Annotated in this window: 19 protein-coding genes, 20 tRNA genes and 2 pseudogenes; 5 read left to right on the top strand and 36 right to left on the bottom strand. The window is 29.6% G+C overall.

The features are described 5' to 3' along the window. Positions 1-220: 220 nt before the first annotated feature. From ACWPW7_RS09490 to ACWPW7_RS09475, 4 genes and pseudogenes are all read right to left on the bottom strand, one after another. Positions 221-933, bottom strand: a pseudogene (locus ACWPW7_RS09490) (IS3 family transposase); the annotation flags it as partial. A gap of 156 nt (positions 934-1,089) precedes the next feature. Continuing rightward, a pseudogene (locus ACWPW7_RS09485) lies at positions 1,090-1,307 on the bottom strand (hypothetical protein). Positions 1,308-1,369: 62 nt separating this feature from the next. Continuing rightward, positions 1,370-1,531 (bottom strand): YegP family protein, encoded by a 162-nt coding sequence (locus ACWPW7_RS09480; protein ID WP_454053315.1) that lies wholly within the window; start codon positions 1,529-1,531, stop codon positions 1,370-1,372. A 160-nt stretch (positions 1,532-1,691) separates the two neighbouring features. Then, positions 1,692-1,856: a DUF1492 domain-containing protein gene (locus tag ACWPW7_RS09475; protein WP_454053314.1), complete on the bottom strand. Its 165-nt coding sequence runs from the start codon at positions 1,854-1,856 to the stop codon at positions 1,692-1,694. A 241-nt stretch (positions 1,857-2,097) separates the two neighbouring features. Here ACWPW7_RS09475 and ACWPW7_RS09470 point away from each other — a divergent pair, with 241 nt between their 5' ends. After that, positions 2,098-2,445 carry a tyrosine-type recombinase/integrase gene (locus ACWPW7_RS09470; protein WP_454053313.1) on the top strand — a complete coding sequence of 116 codons (348 nt, stop codon included), beginning with the start codon at positions 2,098-2,100 and terminating at the stop codon, positions 2,443-2,445. 335 nt (positions 2,446-2,780) lie between these two features. Here the strand turns inward: ACWPW7_RS09470 and ACWPW7_RS09465 are convergent, their stop codons facing one another. The 3 genes from ACWPW7_RS09465 to ACWPW7_RS09455 form a co-directional block, all read right to left on the bottom strand. Continuing rightward, positions 2,781-3,188: a hypothetical protein gene (locus ACWPW7_RS09465; protein ID WP_454053312.1), complete on the bottom strand. Its 408-nt coding sequence runs from the start codon at positions 3,186-3,188 to the stop codon at positions 2,781-2,783. Positions 3,189-3,385: 197 nt separating this feature from the next. Further along, the gene (locus tag ACWPW7_RS09460; RefSeq protein ID WP_454053311.1) at positions 3,386-3,700 is read right to left on the bottom strand and encodes a hypothetical protein; all 315 of its coding nucleotides are present in this window, start codon (positions 3,698-3,700) and stop codon (positions 3,386-3,388) included. A gap of 184 nt (positions 3,701-3,884) precedes the next feature. Next, on the bottom strand, positions 3,885-4,694 hold the full coding sequence (locus tag ACWPW7_RS09455) for a DUF2935 domain-containing protein (RefSeq protein ID WP_454053310.1): 810 nt from the start codon (positions 4,692-4,694) through the stop codon (positions 3,885-3,887). Positions 4,695-4,855: 161 nt separating this feature from the next. On the opposite strand from ACWPW7_RS09455, the gene ACWPW7_RS09450 reads away from it, so the two are divergent. Both ACWPW7_RS09450 and ACWPW7_RS09445 read left to right on the top strand, forming a co-directional pair. Further along, on the top strand, positions 4,856-5,065 hold the full coding sequence (locus ACWPW7_RS09450) for a hypothetical protein (RefSeq protein ID WP_039634121.1): 210 nt from the start codon (positions 4,856-4,858) through the stop codon (positions 5,063-5,065). Between the two features lie 10 nt (positions 5,066-5,075). Next, positions 5,076-5,372: a spore coat protein gene (locus tag ACWPW7_RS09445; RefSeq protein ID WP_454053309.1), complete on the top strand. Its 297-nt coding sequence runs from the start codon at positions 5,076-5,078 to the stop codon at positions 5,370-5,372. 156 nt (positions 5,373-5,528) lie between these two features. Here ACWPW7_RS09445 and tnpA read toward each other — a convergent pair whose 3' ends face one another. The 24 genes from tnpA to ACWPW7_RS09325 all read right to left on the bottom strand — a co-directional run bounded on the left by tnpA (position 5,529) and on the right by ACWPW7_RS09325 (position 10,743). Then, positions 5,529-5,984: an IS200/IS605 family transposase gene (gene tnpA, locus ACWPW7_RS09440; protein WP_454053308.1), complete on the bottom strand. Its 456-nt coding sequence runs from the start codon at positions 5,982-5,984 to the stop codon at positions 5,529-5,531. A 176-nt stretch (positions 5,985-6,160) separates the two neighbouring features. Beyond that, a tRNA-Arg gene (locus ACWPW7_RS09435) sits at positions 6,161-6,237 on the bottom strand. A 107-nt stretch (positions 6,238-6,344) separates the two neighbouring features. After that, positions 6,345-6,418 (bottom strand) — tRNA-Gly (locus tag ACWPW7_RS09430). 20 nt (positions 6,419-6,438) lie between these two features. Beyond that, positions 6,439-6,514 (bottom strand) — tRNA-Pro (locus tag ACWPW7_RS09425). Positions 6,515-6,555: 41 nt separating this feature from the next. Next, a tRNA-Arg gene (locus tag ACWPW7_RS09420) sits at positions 6,556-6,632 on the bottom strand. A 20-nt stretch (positions 6,633-6,652) separates the two neighbouring features. Next, positions 6,653-6,726 (bottom strand) — tRNA-Gly (locus ACWPW7_RS09415). A gap of 4 nt (positions 6,727-6,730) precedes the next feature. Further along, positions 6,731-6,805: transfer RNA gene (locus ACWPW7_RS09410), tRNA-Gly, on the bottom strand. 18 nt (positions 6,806-6,823) lie between these two features. Further along, positions 6,824-6,907 (bottom strand) — tRNA-Leu (locus ACWPW7_RS09405). A 17-nt stretch (positions 6,908-6,924) separates the two neighbouring features. Continuing rightward, positions 6,925-7,000, bottom strand: a tRNA-Lys gene (locus tag ACWPW7_RS09400). 3 nt (positions 7,001-7,003) lie between these two features. Continuing rightward, positions 7,004-7,078: transfer RNA gene (locus ACWPW7_RS09395), tRNA-Gln, on the bottom strand. 16 nt (positions 7,079-7,094) lie between these two features. Beyond that, positions 7,095-7,170 (bottom strand) — tRNA-His (locus ACWPW7_RS09390). Positions 7,171-7,176: 6 nt separating this feature from the next. Then, a tRNA-Arg gene (locus tag ACWPW7_RS09385) sits at positions 7,177-7,253 on the bottom strand. A gap of 18 nt (positions 7,254-7,271) precedes the next feature. Beyond that, positions 7,272-7,345 (bottom strand) — tRNA-Gly (locus ACWPW7_RS09380). 4 nt (positions 7,346-7,349) lie between these two features. Next, positions 7,350-7,424, bottom strand: a tRNA-Gly gene (locus ACWPW7_RS09375). 18 nt (positions 7,425-7,442) lie between these two features. Then, positions 7,443-7,526 (bottom strand) — tRNA-Leu (locus ACWPW7_RS09370). 20 nt (positions 7,527-7,546) lie between these two features. Beyond that, positions 7,547-7,622: transfer RNA gene (locus ACWPW7_RS09365), tRNA-Lys, on the bottom strand. Positions 7,623-7,625: 3 nt separating this feature from the next. Then, positions 7,626-7,700, bottom strand: a tRNA-Gln gene (locus ACWPW7_RS09360). A gap of 11 nt (positions 7,701-7,711) precedes the next feature. Further along, positions 7,712-7,787: transfer RNA gene (locus ACWPW7_RS09355), tRNA-His, on the bottom strand. Between the two features lie 8 nt (positions 7,788-7,795). Further along, positions 7,796-7,872, bottom strand: a tRNA-Arg gene (locus tag ACWPW7_RS09350). An 18-nt stretch (positions 7,873-7,890) separates the two neighbouring features. Further along, positions 7,891-7,964: transfer RNA gene (locus ACWPW7_RS09345), tRNA-Gly, on the bottom strand. A gap of 20 nt (positions 7,965-7,984) precedes the next feature. Continuing rightward, positions 7,985-8,060: transfer RNA gene (locus ACWPW7_RS09340), tRNA-Pro, on the bottom strand. A gap of 174 nt (positions 8,061-8,234) precedes the next feature. Continuing rightward, positions 8,235-8,705, bottom strand: coding sequence for a metallophosphoesterase (locus ACWPW7_RS09335; RefSeq protein WP_454053307.1), 471 nt, complete (start codon positions 8,703-8,705; stop codon positions 8,235-8,237). A 421-nt stretch (positions 8,706-9,126) separates the two neighbouring features. Beyond that, a complete protein-coding gene (locus ACWPW7_RS09330) occupies positions 9,127-9,729 on the bottom strand; it encodes an XTP/dITP diphosphatase (protein ID WP_454053306.1) in 603 nt (200 codons plus the stop codon). Positions 9,730-9,765: 36 nt separating this feature from the next. Then, positions 9,766-10,743 carry an AIR synthase family protein gene (locus ACWPW7_RS09325; protein WP_454053305.1) on the bottom strand — a complete coding sequence of 326 codons (978 nt, stop codon included), beginning with the start codon at positions 10,741-10,743 and terminating at the stop codon, positions 9,766-9,768. Between the two features lie 98 nt (positions 10,744-10,841). Here ACWPW7_RS09325 and ACWPW7_RS09320 point away from each other — a divergent pair, with 98 nt between their 5' ends. Continuing rightward, the gene (locus ACWPW7_RS09320; protein WP_454053304.1) at positions 10,842-12,230 is read left to right on the top strand and encodes a hypothetical protein; all 1,389 of its coding nucleotides are present in this window, start codon (positions 10,842-10,844) and stop codon (positions 12,228-12,230) included. Between the two features lie 188 nt (positions 12,231-12,418). On the opposite strand, the gene ACWPW7_RS09315 is transcribed toward ACWPW7_RS09320, so the two are convergent. Next, positions 12,419-14,008, bottom strand: coding sequence for a peptide ABC transporter substrate-binding protein (locus ACWPW7_RS09315; RefSeq protein ID WP_454053303.1), 1,590 nt, complete (start codon positions 14,006-14,008; stop codon positions 12,419-12,421). A 197-nt stretch (positions 14,009-14,205) separates the two neighbouring features. Between ACWPW7_RS09315 and ACWPW7_RS09310 the strand changes: the two genes are divergently transcribed. Next, positions 14,206-14,481: a hypothetical protein gene (locus ACWPW7_RS09310; protein WP_454053302.1), complete on the top strand. Its 276-nt coding sequence runs from the start codon at positions 14,206-14,208 to the stop codon at positions 14,479-14,481. A 137-nt stretch (positions 14,482-14,618) separates the two neighbouring features. Here ACWPW7_RS09310 and ligA read toward each other — a convergent pair whose 3' ends face one another. The 4 genes from ligA to secG all read right to left on the bottom strand — a co-directional run bounded on the left by ligA (position 14,619) and on the right by secG (position 20,095). Continuing rightward, complete coding sequence (gene ligA / locus ACWPW7_RS09305) at positions 14,619-16,619, bottom strand: NAD-dependent DNA ligase LigA (RefSeq protein ID WP_454053301.1); 2,001 nt, start codon at positions 16,617-16,619, stop codon at positions 14,619-14,621. Between the two features lie 173 nt (positions 16,620-16,792). Beyond that, on the bottom strand, positions 16,793-19,048 hold the full coding sequence (gene pcrA, locus ACWPW7_RS09300) for a DNA helicase PcrA (RefSeq protein ID WP_454053300.1): 2,256 nt from the start codon (positions 19,046-19,048) through the stop codon (positions 16,793-16,795). 127 nt (positions 19,049-19,175) lie between these two features. Beyond that, a complete protein-coding gene (locus ACWPW7_RS09295; RefSeq protein WP_039634100.1) occupies positions 19,176-19,484 on the bottom strand; it encodes a YerC/YecD family TrpR-related protein in 309 nt (102 codons plus the stop codon). Positions 19,485-19,864: 380 nt separating this feature from the next. Then, positions 19,865-20,095 carry a preprotein translocase subunit SecG gene (secG, locus tag ACWPW7_RS09290; RefSeq protein WP_291567803.1) on the bottom strand — a complete coding sequence of 77 codons (231 nt, stop codon included), beginning with the start codon at positions 20,093-20,095 and terminating at the stop codon, positions 19,865-19,867. Positions 20,096-20,132 lie beyond the last annotated feature (37 nt).

Below are 20,132 nucleotides of genomic sequence, written 5' to 3'. Positions count from 1 at the left end.
ACATTTTTTTCTTTCTAATAGTTCAGCAATTTTGTTCATATCTTCTGTTCTACCTTCTTATTCTGGCTTTTCATATTCTGATTTTAACCATTTAATATGTTCATTTTTATTCATATAAAACCCCTCCAATTAATTCGGGATATATTTTATTGTGAAATAAAAATACTGCATATTCATATAAAGTGTACCCTTTGACAAGGTTATTTTATAAAAAGCCATATTAAAATAAAAGATGATTTCTGTATTGAACAGGAGTCATCTTTTTTAAGTTCCACTGGCATCTATGGTTATTATAGTAATCTATGTACTCATCAATTTCATGTATTAGTTCTTTAAATGTCTCACAATCTTTTATATTAGATTCATCCTTTAAATGACCAAAAAATGACTCCTGTGGAGCATTATCCCAACAGTTACCACATCTAGACATGGATGTCCAATATTATTTTGTTTTAATTTTGATTGAAATGTAGGACTAGTATAATGAGCTCCTTGATCGGAGTGGATAAACACATCCTTATGTAGTAAATATTTATTATATTTTATCAAATTATCAATTGTGTCTGTAACAATATCAATTTTTAGACTCTTAGAAATATTGTATGCTAAAGCTTCGTTGGTAGACGCATCTAAAATAGTCGACAAATAAGCCTTTTGACCATTCCTATAAAATAGATAAGTTATATCTGTTAGTAATACTTTGCCAGGTGCTTGTTGCCTAAATTCTCTATTTAATAGGTTCGGTAGGACTTTATGTTTTTTTGATGCTTTCATCATTCTTCTATAAGGATCTGCTTTTCTATGAGGGCAAACAATATCATATTTTTTCATTATTCTTCTGATGCGCTTTAAATTGTAGTTAATGTTAAATTCATTTTTAAGTGTCATTTTAATTTGTCTAGCACCCTTTTTACGATTTTTAAATTTGACAGCTTCTTCAGGACTAATTAGCTAAGGCCCTTGATAATCATCCCATAATTTATAGTAAAAATCACCCATTATATTAATCTCTTCCTTTTTTAGCGTTTATATGATTGTTGTATTCAACCCCTTAAAAATTAGTGTTTTTTAACAATATATAATCTTAAATTACTTCTGCCTTAAAGCCCCATTAACTCTCTTATAAGCCCTTTCCTGCATACACTCTTTTAGACTATCTGTTGACCTTTGCTTCTTAACCCTCTGTGAACTACAGTAAGGACATACCAAATATCTCTCTTGTCTTACTGCCTTTCAACTTCTTCAGTTAATAATGCAAACTCATCTCTACAAATTCTACATCTATATGAACTATAAATATTTAGCATATCCTCACCTCATTTCTAATTTCTATGTATTAAAAAAGAGCCCTTATGAGCTCTTTTAATACTTAACCTTTGTAACCATGTCTTTTTGCATTTCCTATGCAATCTAATCTGTTCACATATCCCTCATCAGAAGCACCAACTATTCTTCCATTAGGAGCCGTTCTTCTCCATCTCCATTTTCCATCATTATCTTTATAAAATTTCCATTTATCTTCACTTGGCATATGCTCACCTCTTTTTATGCATTAGTATGCTAACTATTTTATTAAATTATGTATAATTTACATATAATTTATATTTGCATTGGTATCCTCTACGCCATAATATTTTTTTGTTTTGGTGTTAGCTTCACAATGCTATTTCCTTTTATTCTTGCTTTTGTTCTTATTCTCCTAAACCTTTTATTTCAAAGAATTGTACTGCTAATCTTCTTATCGCCATCCCCTTAAGTCTATAGTAATGTCTTTCTGAACATTCTAATGCTTCTTTTAAGAATTGTCTTCTTGCACCTTCAATATAAAACATATTCAAGATTTTTATACAGACCATATTAAGAATAGAACCTCATCGAATACTGTGAAGCAATATCATGCCCTATTGCATAAAGCATTAAATCAAACTGTAAAATAGGAACTGATTAGCACTAATCCTGCTATGTCAGTTGAGAAACCTAAAAAAGCTAAAACTAGTTTACAAGTAAAAAATACATCTGATTGATTGTACTGTTGATAAATTAAAAGTAGAATATAAAAAGCAAGAAGAACATAGAATCTATTTTGGAGATAAAGATATGAATAAACATATAGGGAATAATTTTTTAGTATGTAAGGAAGATGATTCTTCATATGATCCTGACTATATCTCTAGGAATTATAGGCGTATTATGAAAGATTATAAAATATGTGAAAAGCTTAAAATTCCATATATAAGATTTCATGATTTGATACATATCTATACTACTTTATTATTAATAGCTGATGTTAATCCTAAAGTTGTAGCCAAACTCATGGGACATAGTACCGTAAGTATGACACTAAATATTTACAGTCATGTATTACCTTCATTAAAAGAAAATGCTATTTCTAAATTAGAGAATTTATTATCCCCGCAAAATTATATTTTCTTAGTTTTTTCGTAAAATAAAAAAGCTAGGAAAACTAATGGTTTTTCTAGCTTTATCTATTGTACGCTTAGCAAGATTCGAACTCACGACCTTTGAATTCGAATTTATTCATTTTAAAGATTTCTATATCTTTCTAAAACTTAGATACATCAATGCTTTGGACAATATATAATTCTATAACTTTATACAAGCATCTAAAACTTATGTGGGAAAAGTATGGGAAAATAAAGAGAGGATTACCAGGTACAATTCTTAATAATCCTTTTTATTTATAACATTATATGTTAAGGTTCAGCAAAAGAGAACTTGTGATTTGCAGGTCCTCTTTTTGCTTTAGTTAAATTATTTTTTTATTTAAAATTGTTATTAAATGTTTCAACTATTTTATCCTTATCTTTATGATCATCGTAGTTAAGTAACATGAACCCATCTTTATAAAGCACTTGCATATTTTTACCCATTAAAGATACTTCACCTTCTTTTGCTTGTTTAGTATATTCCTTCCCATTTTCTAATAGGTTCTTACTATCATAGAAATACAGTTCAACTGTATCATCATTTATATCAAATTTAATTCCGTTATTTGCTCCAATCATTTGATACATAACTTCTTTATTTTCTCCAATAGTCATTCCAGCATCAGCAAATGATTGTTTTATAGAGTCTATTGTGACATCCTTAGCTTTAGAATTACCACATCCAACTAATAAGAAAAGCATAGCCATAGAAATTATAATTGCTGATAATATTTTTTTCATAAAATCTCCCCCTTTTTTATGTACATTAACATCTTATACAATTTTATATAATCAAGTATTAATTATAACTTTAATTCCTCTATTTACACAGAATATATTATTAATATTATAATGTAAGATTAATAATATAGATAATTAAATACATATATGCAAATAAAAAAAGGCAGCTCCTAATCTAAGTTAAAAACTCACTTTGCTTACCTATAGTATTTTTCATATTCTTCATCGATTTCAAGTTTCGTAAATTTTAAAGTGAAAAATACTCCTAAAGAAATCCATAATACTATTAAAATTATATCTATTATTCCAAAGTTATTATAGACAAAGTTATATACAACATACGGAAGAACTAAAGCTCCAATTATAGTAAGTATTACTCCTGGTAAAAAATTTTTCTTTTTATTAAATGTAATATATTTACCACAATAATCACAGTATATATTATTAAACTCTGTTAATAAAAGTACCTTCCGTGATGAAATTTTATTATTACAATTTGGACAGTGTGCCATATAAGTTCCCCCTAAATTTTATAGATTTATAGTCTAATATTAATCTATTTAGATACATCCTATGTTAAAAGGTTAATAATCTACATTATTTATTCCATAACTGTTTAAGTTTTCCTTTATAAAATAAAAATAAAGGATTAATTAGATAATACTAACTAATCCTTTTTTATTCTAATGATTATATTTAGTTCTCTACTCTTGGCTTTGTAGGATTACATTCAGGTCTTTTTATGTTTGAAACCATTGAAAGCTTCGTTAAATAGTAACATTCTTCTCTAAACATATGATCAGGCACCAATGGTACAAGAGTTCCAAGTATTTTCTTTTCTATAATACCTTTTTTTAATTCATTTAAGAATTCTTTAAAACAACTCATTATTTTATCAGCAGTATTATTGAGACTATCAAGTGCAGGGAAATCACAGATACCAGTTCTTGTATAACCATTGTATTCTATAGTCCTTAAGTATAAGTTATCAAATTCCTTAGAATATTGATTGCTCTTTTTAATCAACTCTTTTTCTGTCATATCAAGGCTACTAGCTATACTGGATGCATGACCTGCTCCATCTGGAAGCCATAAAAGATGGAGATCAATAGAGTCTATATTAAATACATTTCCTTCTATCAATCTAGTTAATATAAATATATATTCTTCAACTTCATTAACCATATGATTAATAAATGTAGGTGGTAATGAAATGGTGATTTTATCAGTAATCTGCCTATCAAGTATATCTAGCTTAAACTCTCTAATTTTCATAGCTGCATCATAAGCATGATTATTTAAGGCAACAATCTCTTCTTCTGAAAGCGATTGTTTCGATTTCATTAGTAATTTATCAAATAAATCTTTAAATCTATTTGCTTGTTCAATAAAAGGCATCTCTTTTGTTGAAAGTGAGTTTAAAAGAAATCTAGAATGATCCCCTAAAATCTGTAACCAAAAATGATGCTCAAACAATATTATTTCTTTAATATTACTAATATTCAAAAATACCCTCCAAAACATTGTTAATTTAAATTACTTAATATAAATATGCCAATAAATAAGATTATATTACCGTTATGCTTATCATTCATTATGAATTATACATATTTGATGAATACATTAATATTCGTTTAGTAATAATACTATCATGGAGGTGATTAATTATGGAAAATAATCCAAAACTAGCTCCTCATGAAACATTAGAACTTCATGAGTTATTATCAACTAGTATTCTTGGTGTAAAAAAGGCTACTGCAACTTTAAATATGGTAAATGACCAAGAATTAAAAAATTTCTTAACTTCTTCATTAGATGGTAAGAAAACTAAGCTTCAAGAATTGCAAACATTTGCAAAAGAAAATTTACAATATTAGGAGGCAAAAAATGGGACTATTTGATACGAATGATACAAATATGAATATTATGGATGATAAAGATATAGCTTTAAGTGCCTTAACAGATTCAAAAGCAGATATATCTTCATTAAGTAAAGCTATACCTGAAGCAACTAATCCTCAACTTAGACAAATGTTAACTAGTCAACTTAACTCTTGCATTAATGATCATTTTAAATTGTCTGATATGGCAATAAGCAAAGGATGGTATCCTGCTTATGCTACTCCAGAAGAACAACTTAAAAATGATTTAACTAAAGCTGATAAAGTTATTAAAGAAGGTTAATACATAAAAGTTTACGTTTTAAAAATATTAAAATTTGCCTTACAGTTTAAATAAGAATCCATCAGCTTAGCTGGTGGTATTTCTATCGTCCTATAAGGACATTTTACTAGCATTGCGCCTTAAGGCGCTTTTTTGTTCCGCCAGCTGCATCTTTTGTTACTTGCTACCCTTAAAAGGGTCCATATATTCTTTTATACTTATTTGATCTGACATCATATCTTCTTTTTGCTGATTTTTTATATATTCTTCTATTGCATTTTTATTGCGCCCTACTGTATCTATGTAAAATCCTCTACACCAGAAGTGCCTATTTCCATATTTATATTTTAAATTTGCAAATTTCTCAAATATCATTAAGCTACTTTTCCCTTTAAGAAATCCTACAAAACTTGATACACTCATTTTTGGTGGAATTGAAACCAACATATGTATATGATCTACACATGCATTTGCTTGTATTATTTCAACACTTTTCCATTCACACAGTTGCCTTAATATCTTCCCTATCTCTGCTTTCTTTTCCCCATATATTTCTTTCCTTCTGAATTTTGGCGCGAATACTATATGGTATTTGCAGTTCCACTTTGTGTGTGATAAACTATTACTATCCATTTTGGATGACCTCCTTTTGTTTTTGGACTTGGCTGACGAAACCATTTCTATTTTAACAAAAGGAGGTCTTTTTTGTCATACTCATCACTAAAGCTTTTCTGAACTCACCTGCATAGCAGGTGGTTTTCAATATACAAAAAAAGCTAGAGAACCATTGATTTCTCTAGCTTTATCTATGGTGCACCTAGCGAGATTCGAACTCACGGCCTTTGGATTCGAAGTCCACCACTCTATCCAGCTGAGCTATAGGTGCATAATTTTTAGTTTATACAAAAAAATTACTAAATATATCTGTGCTTCTTATGAAGACTATTTAGTAATTGATATACTTTTAAATTTATCTTTAGTACAAAAAATAATTGGAGCGGGTGAAGGGAATCGAACCCTCGTAACTAGCTTGGAAGGCTAGCACTCTACCATTGAGTTACACCCGCATATCAAGTTTAAAATTCAATGGTCGGGGTGACAGGGATTGAACCTGCGACCTCATGGTCCCAAACCACGCGCGCTCCCATCTGCGCCACACCCCGATATTTGAATTTATCACTCAATTTAATATATTAATAAAAAATGGTGCGTCTTAAGGGATTCGAACCCCTGGCCCACGCCTTAGAAGGGCGTTGCTCTATCCAGCTGAGCTAAAAACGCACATCAGTGCTTTTGCACTTTGGAGCGGGTGAAGGGAATCGAACCCTCGTAACTAGCTTGGAAGGCTAGCACTCTACCATTGAGTTACACCCGCATATTGGAGCGGAAGACGAGATTCGAACTCGCGACGTTCACCTTGGCAAGGTGACGCTCTACCACTGAGCCACTCCCGCATAATCTTTTGTTTTAATTGGTGCAGATGAAGGGAGTCGAACCCCCACGCCAAAGGCGCTAGATCCTAAGTCTAGTGCGTCTGCCAATTCCGCCACATCTGCATATTAATTTTTATATTTGGTGGCTCACCGGGGTCTCGAACCCCGGACCCCATGATTAAGAGTCATGTGCTCTACCAACTGAGCTAGTGAACCATTTGGCTGGGATAGCAGGATTTGAACCTACGAATGCCAGAGTCAAAGTCTGGTGCCTTACCGCTTGGCGATATCCCAATATTTAATTTATATATGGGGTGACCGATGGGATTCGAACCCACGACACCCAGAGCCACAATCTGGTGCTCTACCAACTGAACTACGGCCACCATATATGGTGCGTCTTAAGGGATTCGAACCCCTGGCCCACGCCTTAGAAGGGCGTTGCTCTATCCAGCTGAGCTAAAAACGCATATGTGCTTTTGCACCTTGGAGCGGGTGAAGGGAATCGAACCCTCGTAACTAGCTTGGAAGGCTAGCACTCTACCATTGAGTTACACCCGCATGTTGGAGCGGAAGACGAGATTCGAACTCGCGACGTTCACCTTGGCAAGGTGACGCTCTACCACTGAGCCACTCCCGCATAATCTTTTGTTTTAATTGGTGCAGGTGAAGGGAGTCGAACCCCCACGCCGAAGGCGCTAGATCCTAAGTCTAGTGCGTCTGCCAATTCCGCCACACCTGCATATTTTTATCTTTAGTTTTTGGTGGCTCACCGGGGGATCGAACCCCGGACACCATGATTAAAAGTCATGTGCTCTACCGACTGAGCTAGTGAACCATTTGGCTGGGATGGCAGGATTTGAACCTACGAATGCCAGAGTCAAAGTCTGGTGCCTTACCGCTTGGCGACATCCCAATATGTATATATGGGGTGACCGATGGGATTCGAACCCACGACACCCAGAGCCACAATCTGGTGCTCTACCAACTGAACTACGGCCACCATATATATGGTGCGTTTTAAGGGATTCGAACCCCTGGCCCACGCCTTAGAAGGGCGTTGCTCTATCCAGCTGAGCTAAAAACGCATATGTGTTTTTACACTTTGGAGCGGGTGAAGGGAATCGAACCCTCGTAACTAGCTTGGAAGGCTAGCACTCTACCATTGAGTTACACCCGCATATTAAATTTAAAAATTAGTGGTCGGGGTGACAGGGATTGAACCTGCGACCTCATGGTCCCAAACCACGCGCGCTCCCATCTGCGCCACACCCCGAAGATTTCACTTCATTTTATTGGCTTGTCAATTTATTGTTTTATCCTGACGACAATGATTATTTTACATCATTTATTTTTATAAGTCAACATCTTTTTGAAATTTTTTATAAAAATTTAGGTAATTTTTTTAGTAAATCTTGCTAACATTTGAAAAGTAATACACTAAATCACCTTATATTTCAACAATCTGCGGGTTAACTTCATTATTATTTATATTAATAATACATACAGTTTTAATTCTATTTCTAGGCTGTGATGGGCTTCCAGGATTTATAAACCATATTCCATCTTCATATTCTATCTTTGATACATGGGAATGACCATATAATACAATATTAGCTCCTACCTCCATAGCTTTATATCTTAGCTTAAAAATATTTATTTTAACACCATATTTGTCACCATGTGTTAAAAATATGGTGTTATTAGCTATCTGCTCTATTCTTTCTTCGCAAATATTACTATAAAAGTCACAATTACCTCTTACAGCTATAATCTTTCCGTCATATATTTCTTCAATATAATTTATATCGTTAGCATAATCACCTAAATGAAATATTACGTCACAATCTTTTAAGACCTTCATAGCATTTTCTATACTTTTTAAGCTCCCATGAGTGTCACTTATTACGCCTATTTTCAATATACATTCCTCCTACTGAAATATTAAAATTAAAACAACAGTATAATATTATCGCCATAAAAAATCAAGTTTTCAATAAAATCAATACATCTAATTGAGAATTGACAATGGACAATTTTATTTAATTCACAATGCATAATTAAGGAGGAAATTAGTTTTAATCAAACTAATTTCTTTAACTAATTTTTCTCTATCAATACAATTGCTAGCTTTTTTCACCTTAGTGGAACCCTTATACAATTGAGAATTGACGATTGGCAATGGAGAATTATCGATACTTCTCTTTATAAGAGAAGTTCTAAATTTATTTCTTGTCAAAGTGGCTCAGTCACTTTTATTGAAAAATCTATTTAAAGAAGTTAATTTGTAAGAATTAATTTCAACCATAATTGTCAATTGTCCATTGTCAATTCTCCATTGTTTAATCTATATATTTAACTAATTCTTTTTTTAAACTTTCTAATGCTCTTCCTCTATGACTCATAGAGTTTTTTACTTGTGAACTTACTTCTGCAAAGGTTTTACCTAAACTCTCTATATAAAATAATGGGTCATATCCAAAAGCATCTTTTATTTCTATGTACTGTTCTTTGATTTTTCCTTCTACCTTGCCTTCAACCTTTATTATGTTTTCTTCATTTACAATTAAAGCCATAGCACAAACAAAGGCAGCATCTCTTTTTTCAAAGCATACTCCTTCAAGCTCTTTTATAAGCTTTTTATTATTAGCTACATCATTGCCATGTTCCCCACTATATCTTGCTGAATAAACTCCTGGTGCGCCATTTAACGCATCTACCATCAATCCTGAGTCATCTGCCAATACCATATTTTCTTTTGATATATTATGTATAGCTTTAGCCTTTATTAATGCATTTTCTATAAATGTAGTGCCATTTTCTTCAATATCAATATCTATTCCTGCTTCTTTTAATCCTAAAACTTCTAATGGAAAATCTTTAAGCATCTCTTTTATCTCTTGTATTTTATGATTATTATTACTTGCTATTATTAATTTTTTCATATTCTCCTCCGTATAACTACAATATTTAGTTTTGATTTAAAATATTTTAAAAAGTTCATCTCTTTCTGGCGGTGCTACTTCTATTTCTATTTGTTCATCAACTAATATACCTTTTTCTTCTATAATACACCCTATAATAGTAGCTTCTATACCACTTTCAACCATCTTTTTTACTAATTCTTCTCCATTTTCAGTTGTTATTACCATACTTCCTGAAGAAATAAATTTTAATGGATCTATGCCAAACTCATCACAAAGTTTTTTAGTAATATTAGAAATAGGCATTTTTTCTTTGTAAACTTTAAAGCCTACATTACTAGCTTTTGCCATCTCCCATAGTGCTCCTAATGCTCCTCCCTCTGTGATATCATGCATAGAATTTGCTCTATGATCTCCAGCAATTTTTCCTTCTTTTACAACACTTATACTCTCAACATATGATTTTGCTATATTGATTTCCTCTTCTGTAAGAACTTTTTTACATTTATCATAAAAGTCATTAACTAAAATTGAAGTACCTTCTAAACATAATTTCTTAGTTATTATGATGGAGTCTCCAACTTTAGCTCCTGAAGTAGATATAGCGCTATTCTTTTTTCCTTTACCTATAGCAGTACAAGATACTACAATTTTATTTACCGCTTCCGTAATTTCCGTATGTCCTCCTAATATTTCAACATTTAATTTTTTTGTTTCTTCATCGATTTGATTCATTATTTTTTTTATATCTTCTAAGCTAGAAGTAGGAGGTGCTAAGATTGTTACAAGTATACCTATAGGTTCAACTCCACAGGAAGCAATATCATTACAATTTATATGTACTGCAATTTTTCCTATATTTTCATCTGCTCCTGTCACTGGATCAGTAGAAACAACACATTCAAAGTCCCCGTATTCTATAACTGCACAATCTTCACCAATCCCGTTTCTAACTCTAACCTCATCTCTTTTTACACTTTTGTTTTTATCAATAATATATTTTAAATCATCCCAATTTAGCTTTCCAACTTCCATTTTAATTCTCCTTTAACTTTTTCTAATGTAAATAGTTAGCACATTTTCCCATTTACCATCATATTATTAAATATAATCAATATTATGGTGGTGTTACGTTGAAATATATAGGACCGTTCTTACGAATTAATATTTTAGATAACGAAAACATAAAAAGTCAACTCTTTTACTTATCTAAAGAATCTATAGCACACATAGTTTTAGGCTCCAGTTGTGGCATTGTTTCACCTAGTGAACATTTGAGGAATAAAATATTACCTACAAATGATGATAGCATAAACGATGGAAATTCTCCACTATTAAGCCTATATAAAAAAGCTGATGGAAAACTAATAAATAATAATGAAAAACTTAGATGGAATGATAGAAAGTTTAAAAAAGAAATAAACATTGCTTCTAATGCTTATATGACTTTAAGCCTCTTAGAGCTAGCAGATTATTATAATGATTTTATAGATATTGATAATAATAAATACTCACTTAAAAATTATTATCTAAATTTAGCAAGAGAACAACTTGAGTTTTATGCTCTAAACTGTAGAAATAATGAAGGAGTTTTTGTTGATAAGGTAGATGATTCTGAACCATTATTAGGTCAATATAATCTTCGTGATAAGGAAAATAAATTTAAATTTTCTAATCAAGCATTACTAATGACTGCTTACTATAAATACTCTACCTATGATAAAATTAGTGAAGACAATCAATTTAAAAATTTTGCTCTAGATATACTGAATATGTTTCAACAATTTAAAGAAGAAATCTATAATGTTTCTCACGATGAACTAGTGAAAATTTGTTTTGCTTTTAACATTTTTTATAAATATTCTAAATTAGATGAAGCATTAGTTCTACTTTTAGATTTTTCAGAGCTTATGATTGAAAATTTAAGGCACATTCCTATATCATCCCTAAGAGAGAATTTAGATACTACCTGTTTACTTTATATAAATTGTATGATTTTATATAAAACTACAAATATAAAGAAATTTAAAGATGAAAGTCAAAAAGCATACTCTATACTGGAAAGTCTTTATCAAGGAGATAATGGCATTTTCATAAAAAATTTTCAAGAAAAAGAAAATAAATTTACCGCAGATGAGATAATGCTATATTTATATGCAATGATGCTTCATTATGATATAGAAAAAGATGAAGGAGAAAATCCTGATAATTCATTAGTTCATAATATATATAAAAATCAAGTAGTTGGTTCAGGATTAATTTTAAGCTGGCCTGAAGCTCCTACTTTAGATGATGTAGAAAGATACAGGAATTTTTCATCTAAAACAGATGATCTGCTTCAAGATGAATTTTTTAGAATGTCATCAATGTCTACACCAGAAAATAATGAACTGGCACCAATTTTTACAAAGTATGTAACTTATAATAATAAAAAAGAAACATTTAAACCTAGTAAGCCAAGCTTTGATGCCTATAGAAACATGCTTATTTTCTATGTTATTTTATTTATTAAAACCATATAAGATTTTATAGCTTTGCAAGTTTAAATTTCTATATTAAACTTGCAAAGCTATTTTAAAAACTATTAATTTATATAATTATTTAGTTTTAGCTATCTTCAAAAATAACTATTCAATACTATACTTATTGCTAGAATTTATAAATGATAGTATTTTTGTCCTTATTTTAAGAATATATTTTAAATTTTCAACTATTTATTTTGTTCAGACATCTTATCATCTAATATAATATTATCAAATATTATATTTCCGTCTCTTGTCATTTGTATTCCTCGAATATATGGCTTTTTACAAATCACTGTATTTAAATTGTATATAGGTATGGATGGTAAATGCTGTCTTAAAATTTTTTCACAACTTAAATATAGCTTTTTTCTTTCTTCTAAATTTAACTCATTTTTTGCTTTGTTTAACAACATATCATATTCATTGTTAGAAAATCCATAATTATTTTCTTCAGAAAAGCTACTCCATAGTTCAAAGTAAGATAACTCATCATTGTCTTTAAAAGAATGAACTTGTAATATCATATCGTACTTACCTTCTTTTATCATTTTTTCTCTCTCTGATTTTTCATAGGGTGTTATTTCTATATTTATTGATAAGTCTTCTTTAATATCCTTTACTAAATCCTCCGCAACTCTTTTCTCAAGAGAATTGTTTTCATAAAGTAATGTTAAAATATTTTCCTTAGAATAATTACTAGCAGATAAAAATTTTTCTCCTAAGGATTTGTTGCCATAGGTATTAAAAATTTGCTCTTTACTTATAGTATAAGCTGAAGCTGCTACTGCAAAATCCTTTGACATTTGCTGTGCAAAATAGTCTTTTGATATAGAGCTATTTATAGAATTTCTAAAATTTATATCCTTTGATATTCTTTTTTCTTTTAAGTTAAAGTTAAGATAAATACTAGTGTTTCCTGGAAATCCCTCTAATTTATTTTCATCCGTCAATCTTAAGTATTCATTAACAGGAGGATTCATTAATATATCTATATTGCTTTTATTTTCTTCTACTTCAAAATAAGCCAATGCTTTTTCGCTATCCTCTACAAATGTGAATAATATTTTCTCATCAGTGATTTCTTTATTATCATAATAATTAACATTTTTACTTATAATAATATCTTCATTATTCTTTATACTTTCAATAATAAAAGCCCCACTATATAAGATATTTTTATAGTTATTTTTATAATCATTTTTTAAATCATTATAATCTCTAAGTCCCATAACAGGATTGGATAAAATATTTAATAAATTATTAGAGGGTTTATTTAATCTAATACACAGCACATTATCATTCTTAGAGGTTATAGCTACTTTAGAGAAAGGTATTTTTCCTTCTCTAAAATCTTTAACACCAAAAATTATGTCAAAATTTTTACTATAGATATTATCTTCATCCTGAAGAAATTCTTGAAAAAATTTTACAAATTCTTCAGCAGTTATAGGTTTTCCATTACTATACTTAGCGTCATTTCTTATCTTAAAATTGTACTCTATTTTATCTTCACTTATTTCATAACTTTCTGCTAAAGCTGGTTCTATATCGTCATTGCTATTTTTTTTAATCAACCCTTGAAATAATGCTAATAACAAATCTTTTTCTCTTGCATTTGTAGAAGATGTCATAATTAAATTGTTAGGTCTTTCCTCCATATTATAAACTATATAATCTTTCTCTGTATTTCTCACAAACATATTATCTGAATCTTCAATGGAAATAGAAAATATACAGATTATAACTAAAAATATTGCAAATACTACTTTCTTCATTAAATATCATTCCTCAATACCATATTTCATTTATTAATTATTTACAAATTATATATATTAATTCAATTCATATAATAAAAATTTATAACATAAAAATACTAAATAGGGTAATTATATGATATAATACTAAATAATAAAAATTATGATCTGTATAAAATCATGTTTATATAAATGGTTAGTTTACTGGAGGTAAGATAATGTTAACATTATTACTTAAAATTTTGGGAATAATTGCTCTTTTCACTTTTACATTTTTAGGAATATGGAGCTTTGTAATTTTTAATCAATTTTTCCATCAAACAAGATATAGAAATTATCTTTTAGAAAAACTTTCTCATAATATTTATAGATTAACAAAAGCTATTGAAAATAATGATGTGGTTGTTAATTATAACCATGGGGATGAAACTTCAGAAGATGAAATCTCAGAGAAAAAAGATTTATGTGAGAATATATCTAAAGAGAGCATATAATACAAAATAAAGCGTTAATCCTTTGATTAATGCTTTATTTATCTTTATTTCTTCATTTATTTTTACTGCTTTACATATAAGTTTTTATTAAATTAAAACATAAAAGTTCATAATAAAGTTTTGACTAACTTTCTATGCTATAATCCATCTATCATTTTCCTAAATTCTTCTTCATTCAATACTTTAATTTCTAATTCTAATGCCTTAGCATATTTAGAACCTGGTTCTTTACCTACTAAAACGTAATCAGTTTTTTTGCTTACGCTACTAGATATTTTTACTCCTAAAGCTTCTAATTTTTCTTTAATTTCATTTCTCGAATAATTTTCCAAAGTTCCTGTAACTACCATAGTTTTACCTGCAAAAGGATTTTCTTTTATCTCTATCTCCTCAAAATAAGGTTTTATCCCTAATTGGAATAATTGTTGAATATTTTCTACAACTTGCTCTAAATTAAAGAAATCTATAATGCTTTTAGCTACAATTTCTCCAATTTCCGGAATACTAATTAAAGATTCAAAAGAAGAATTCATTAAATTCTCCATTGTTTTATACTCATTAGCCAAATCTTTTGCAGTTTTCTTTCCTACATTTGGAATGCCTAAAGCATATATAAATGAAGCTAATTCACAGTTCTTGCTTTTTTCTAATGCATTAATTAAATTTTGAGATTTTTTTTCTCCAAATTTTTCTAAGTGTAAAAGTTCTTCTTTTTTAATTTTATATAGATCTGGAATAGATTTTATATTCAGCTTCTCAAATAATGCCTCTGCAGTTTTTTCACTGAACCCTTCTATATTCATTGCTTCTCTACTAGCATAATGAACTATGCTTTTTACCATTTGAGGTTTACATGATAGTGTATTTTCACAAAAATAGTGAACTCCATTTTGAATTAACTCAGTTCCACAACTTGGACAAACTTTAGGTGGTTCTATTTCAGAAGAATTTTCTATAGTACTTTCTACTACTCCCATAATTTCAGGAATAACATCATTTGAACGACGTACAAAAACATCGCAGCCTAACTTAACACCTTTCCTATTAATATCATCCATATTATTAAGCGTGGCTCTCTTTACTGTAACACCACCTAATTCTATAGGTTCTAATATGGCTGTAGGTGTAACTCTTCCACTTCTTCCAACATTCCATTCTATAGATAATATTTTAGAAGTTGCCTCTTCTGCTTCAAACTTATAAGCAATTGCCCATTTAGGAAACTTTACTGTATATCCTAAAAGCTCACGAGTCTTCATATCATTTATTGCGATAACTGCTCCATCTATATCATAATTTAATTCGTTACGTACGCTTTCTATATAAGATATTTCACTTTCCAATTCCTCAATAGTAGTACATACTTTAAAATAGGAATCTACTGGAAGACCTTTTTCTATAATAAAATTTATCATTTCTTCATAGGTTTTAAAAGCATTTCCTTCATTGTATGGTATATCATAAAAAAAAGCAGATAAATTTCTCTTTGCTGTTTCCCTTACATTTAAGTTTCTTAAGGCCCCTGCTGCACCATTTCTCAGATTTTTAAGTGGTACTTCTGCAGTAGCATTATAACTTTCAAAGGCTTCCTTTGTCATTATGGCCTCTCCACGTACTTCAATCACACTATTACTATTAATCTTAAGCGGTACAGATTTTATAGTCTTAACCTGTGCAGTGATATCCTCTCCTATTTCTCCAGTGCCTCTGGAAGCTGCAGTGCTCAATACCCCATCCTCATTATAGGTTAGGTTTATAGAAAGTCCATCAAATTTTTTAGTTACTATATAACTAGGATTAGGTAATTTATCTTCATGATTATTGTTATATTCTCTTATTGCTTTTAAGTTTCTATTATGAAAATCTATAATTCCCTGCAAATTTTGAGCCTTGTCTAAGCTCCATAACTTTCCTTTATGAACATACTTTTTAAATTCAGGCAATATTATATCTCCAACTCTTTGAGTTGGAGAATGTGGTAGTATTTCTCCTAATTCCTTTTCTAAAGCAACTAATTCATCATATAATTTATCATACTCTTTATCTGAAATTGAAGGTTTATCTAAAACATAATATTCATATGCATGCTTATTAAGCTCCTCAATTAATGAAATCATTCTATCTCTATTATTCATCATAAAACTTCCTTTCGAATGTTAGTCATCTTAAAAATAACTAGTCAATATGGTATGCTATTAGATTATATTTTCTCCACAAAATCTAATGATAAAATCACTATTAATGAATTTTATCAACCTCTATGAAAAAAATATTCATTCCACCTTTGACTAGTTATTTTATTTCAGAGACCTTAAAGAAATTCCATTGGTGATTTAGTCAGCATTAACTTTTTAATTCCCATCTGGTCAAAAGCAATAGTTAAGAGCATATCTTCTCCAGTTCCTGAAACAGAAATTATTGTTCCCACACCAAATTTAGTGTGCTTAACTTTTCTTCCTGGAGTAGCTTCAGTTGTATCTATAGTTTTACTATCTTCATCTCCATTTATAATAAAAGTTGCTGATTTTGTTATAGAATTTGTAATTCTCTGCATTTCCATTCCCCTTAAAGAATGTGGATTTACTGCTGAAGAAGCCCTAGCTTTACTTTTAAATGTATTTACTCCTCTTGCTTTTTCTCCACCTACTACCTCTTTAAGACTTTGAGGAATTTCCGATACAAAATCTGATACAGGATAATTTACTGTTCTTCCAAAAACCATACGAGTTTCTGCAGAAGATATATATAAATTCTCTTTAGCACGAGTTATAGCAACATAACAAAGTCTTCTTGACTCTTCCATTTCATGAAAACTATTTAAGGAACTCATACCTGGGAAAATTCCATTTTCCATACCAACCAAAAATACAACAGGGAATTCAAGTCCTTTTGCACTATGCACAGTCATCATTACAGTAGTTTCTTCTTTTTCTTCTAAATTATCTATGTCTGAAACAAGGGTAACTTTTTCTAAAAATGCTGCTAGTGACTTATCATCACTGGTTTTCTCAAATTCTACTGCATCAGAAACTAATTCTTTTAAGTTTTCAATCCTACTTTCATCCTCTGTAGTATTAGAATTTTTAAGCATAGCCATATAACCACTTTCATCTAAAATTGCCATAATAAGCTCTGAAATAGGCATGTCATCGGCTCTTGCTATAAAGCTATTAATAAGACTGGTGAATTTATTTATAGATGTTACCGCTCTTGCAGTTAAATTAGGTATCATATCTGCATCTAAAAGAGTATTATAAAGACAGTCTTCCTGCTCACTTGCTACCTCTTGAATTTTACCCACAGTGGTATCCCCTATACTTCTTTTAGGTTCATTTATAATTCTTCTTAAGCTTATATCATCTAATGGATTATTTATAAGCTTTAAATATGCCATTATGTCTTTAATTTCTTTTCTATCGTAGAACTTCAATCCTCCTACAATTTTATATGGAATATCTTGTTTCCTAAAGGCTTCCTCTAAAATACGCGATTGAGAGTTCATTCTATAAAGTATAGCAAAATCCTTAAAATCTTTATTTTCCTCTTTCATAAGCCTTTTAATTTCACTTGCAACAAAATTTCCTTCATCTATGTCGCTAAAAGCTCTATAAACTTTAAGCTTTTCTCCTAATTCACTATCTGTTCTTAGTACTTTTTCTTTTCTTTGAGCATTATTTTTAATAACCATATTAGCTGCATTTAAAATATTGCCCTTAGAACGATAGTTTTGTTCTAACTTAATAATCTTTGTATTAGGATAGTCCTTTTCAAAGTCTAAGATATTTCTGATATCCGCACCTCGCCATTGGTAAATACATTGATCATCATCTCCAACAACGCAGATATTCTCCATTTCATTTACTAAAAGCTTCACAAGTTCATATTGTGCTCTATTGGTATCTTGATATTCATCAACCATTATATATTTGAACTTCTTTTGATAAAATTCTTTTACATCAGGATAGTTTCTTAAAATTTCTACAGTCTTAAATATTAGATCATCAAAATCTAATGAGTTACTAGCCTTAAGTTTCTTTTGATATAAAAGATAAACATCTGCTATTTTATTCTTTCTAAAATCGCTTTCATTTTCTTTTTTAAACTTTTCCGCTGAAACTAAATCATTTTTAGCTGAAGAAATGTTACCTAAAATTTCTCCATCAGTTATGTCTTTTTCATTTATACTTAGTTCTTTCATACATTGTTTAACTAAAGTCTTAGCATCATAGCTATCATATATAGTAAAGTTTTTATTATAGCCTAATTTATCAATTTCTCTTCTAAGTATTCTTACGCAACTAGAGTGAAAAGTAGAAATCCACATGTTTTCTGCTTTTTCTCCTACTAAAGTCATAACTCTTTCCTTCATTTCTCCTGCTGCTTTATTAGTAAAAGTTATAGCAAGAATTTGAGAAGGATATATATGTAAATCCTCTATCATGTGGGCTATTCTATAAGTTAAAACTCTAGTTTTTCCTGAACCCGCACCTGCTAATATTAGTAATGGTCCATCAACACATACTGCTGCTTCATATTGTTCTTTGTTTAATAATTGTTTTAAGTCCATTAAATCACTCCTAAACTAAATATAGGTTACGAACATACTATCTTATTATTATAACACAGATACATTTGTAATAAACCTAAAAAACAAAATCGTGACTTAATGCCACGATTTCTTACTCTATAATTAACTATTTATCCTCTATCCACTTTACTCTTTCAAAAATAATTTTATATCCATCACTGCCATAATTTAAAGCTCTATTTACCCTACTAATAGTCGCAGTACTTGCTCCAGTACTACTAGCAATATCAAGATATGTTCTTTTTTCCATAAGCATTCTTGCAACTTGTAATCTTTGCTCAATTGCTTTTATCTCATAAACTGTACATATGTCTTCAAAAAATCTATAAAATTCCTCCTTAGTTTTTAAACTTGCTATTCCCTCAAATAAGAAGTCCATTTCCTTGCTTTCTAGCTTTGATTTATACTCCCCCATGAGTTCTCCCCCTTGTTACAAACCTATTCTTTACCATATCTTAATTATATACTTTAATGATTTAACATGTAAATATGAATTTATAAAGGAAAATACATTTTAGTTTATAAATGTTAATTAATTATTATTTTTACAAATAAGTTAAATTATATTTTATTTTCATTATAATTATTAGAAATTTTAAGGAATATTTATAACAAAGGAAAGGGAATATTTTAACTAATCACTAAGTGAATTGAATAAAATTCATATACAATTTAATCTTATTCAATAATATCTTAAAAAAGTTAAACACTTTATGTTTAATCTTCTAAATTTATCTATTTAAAAAGTTATAACAGCTTAAAAAAAAGCTAAAGCAGCCTGCGCTACTTTAGCTTTTATAAATTCATATTTATTAATGTTATAGAAATAATAAATATTACTGAGGAAACTATAGTAAGTTTCATTAGAAAAGATTCCTTAGTTTTAGTTTTGTTTTTAGAATAAAATGTATCTGAAGATCCTGATACTAACCCTTGTATTCCATTTCCTTTACTTGGTTGTAATAATATAGACACTATTACTACAATTGCAGAAATTATTTGAATCGTTAAAAGTGTATTTTTCACTTGTACACCCCTCCTGTACCTAACCATTAATGTACCT

The sequence above is a fragment of the Clostridium sp. Marseille-Q7071 genome (assembly GCF_965112025.1).
This window is presented reverse-complemented; position numbering and strand designations above follow the sequence as displayed.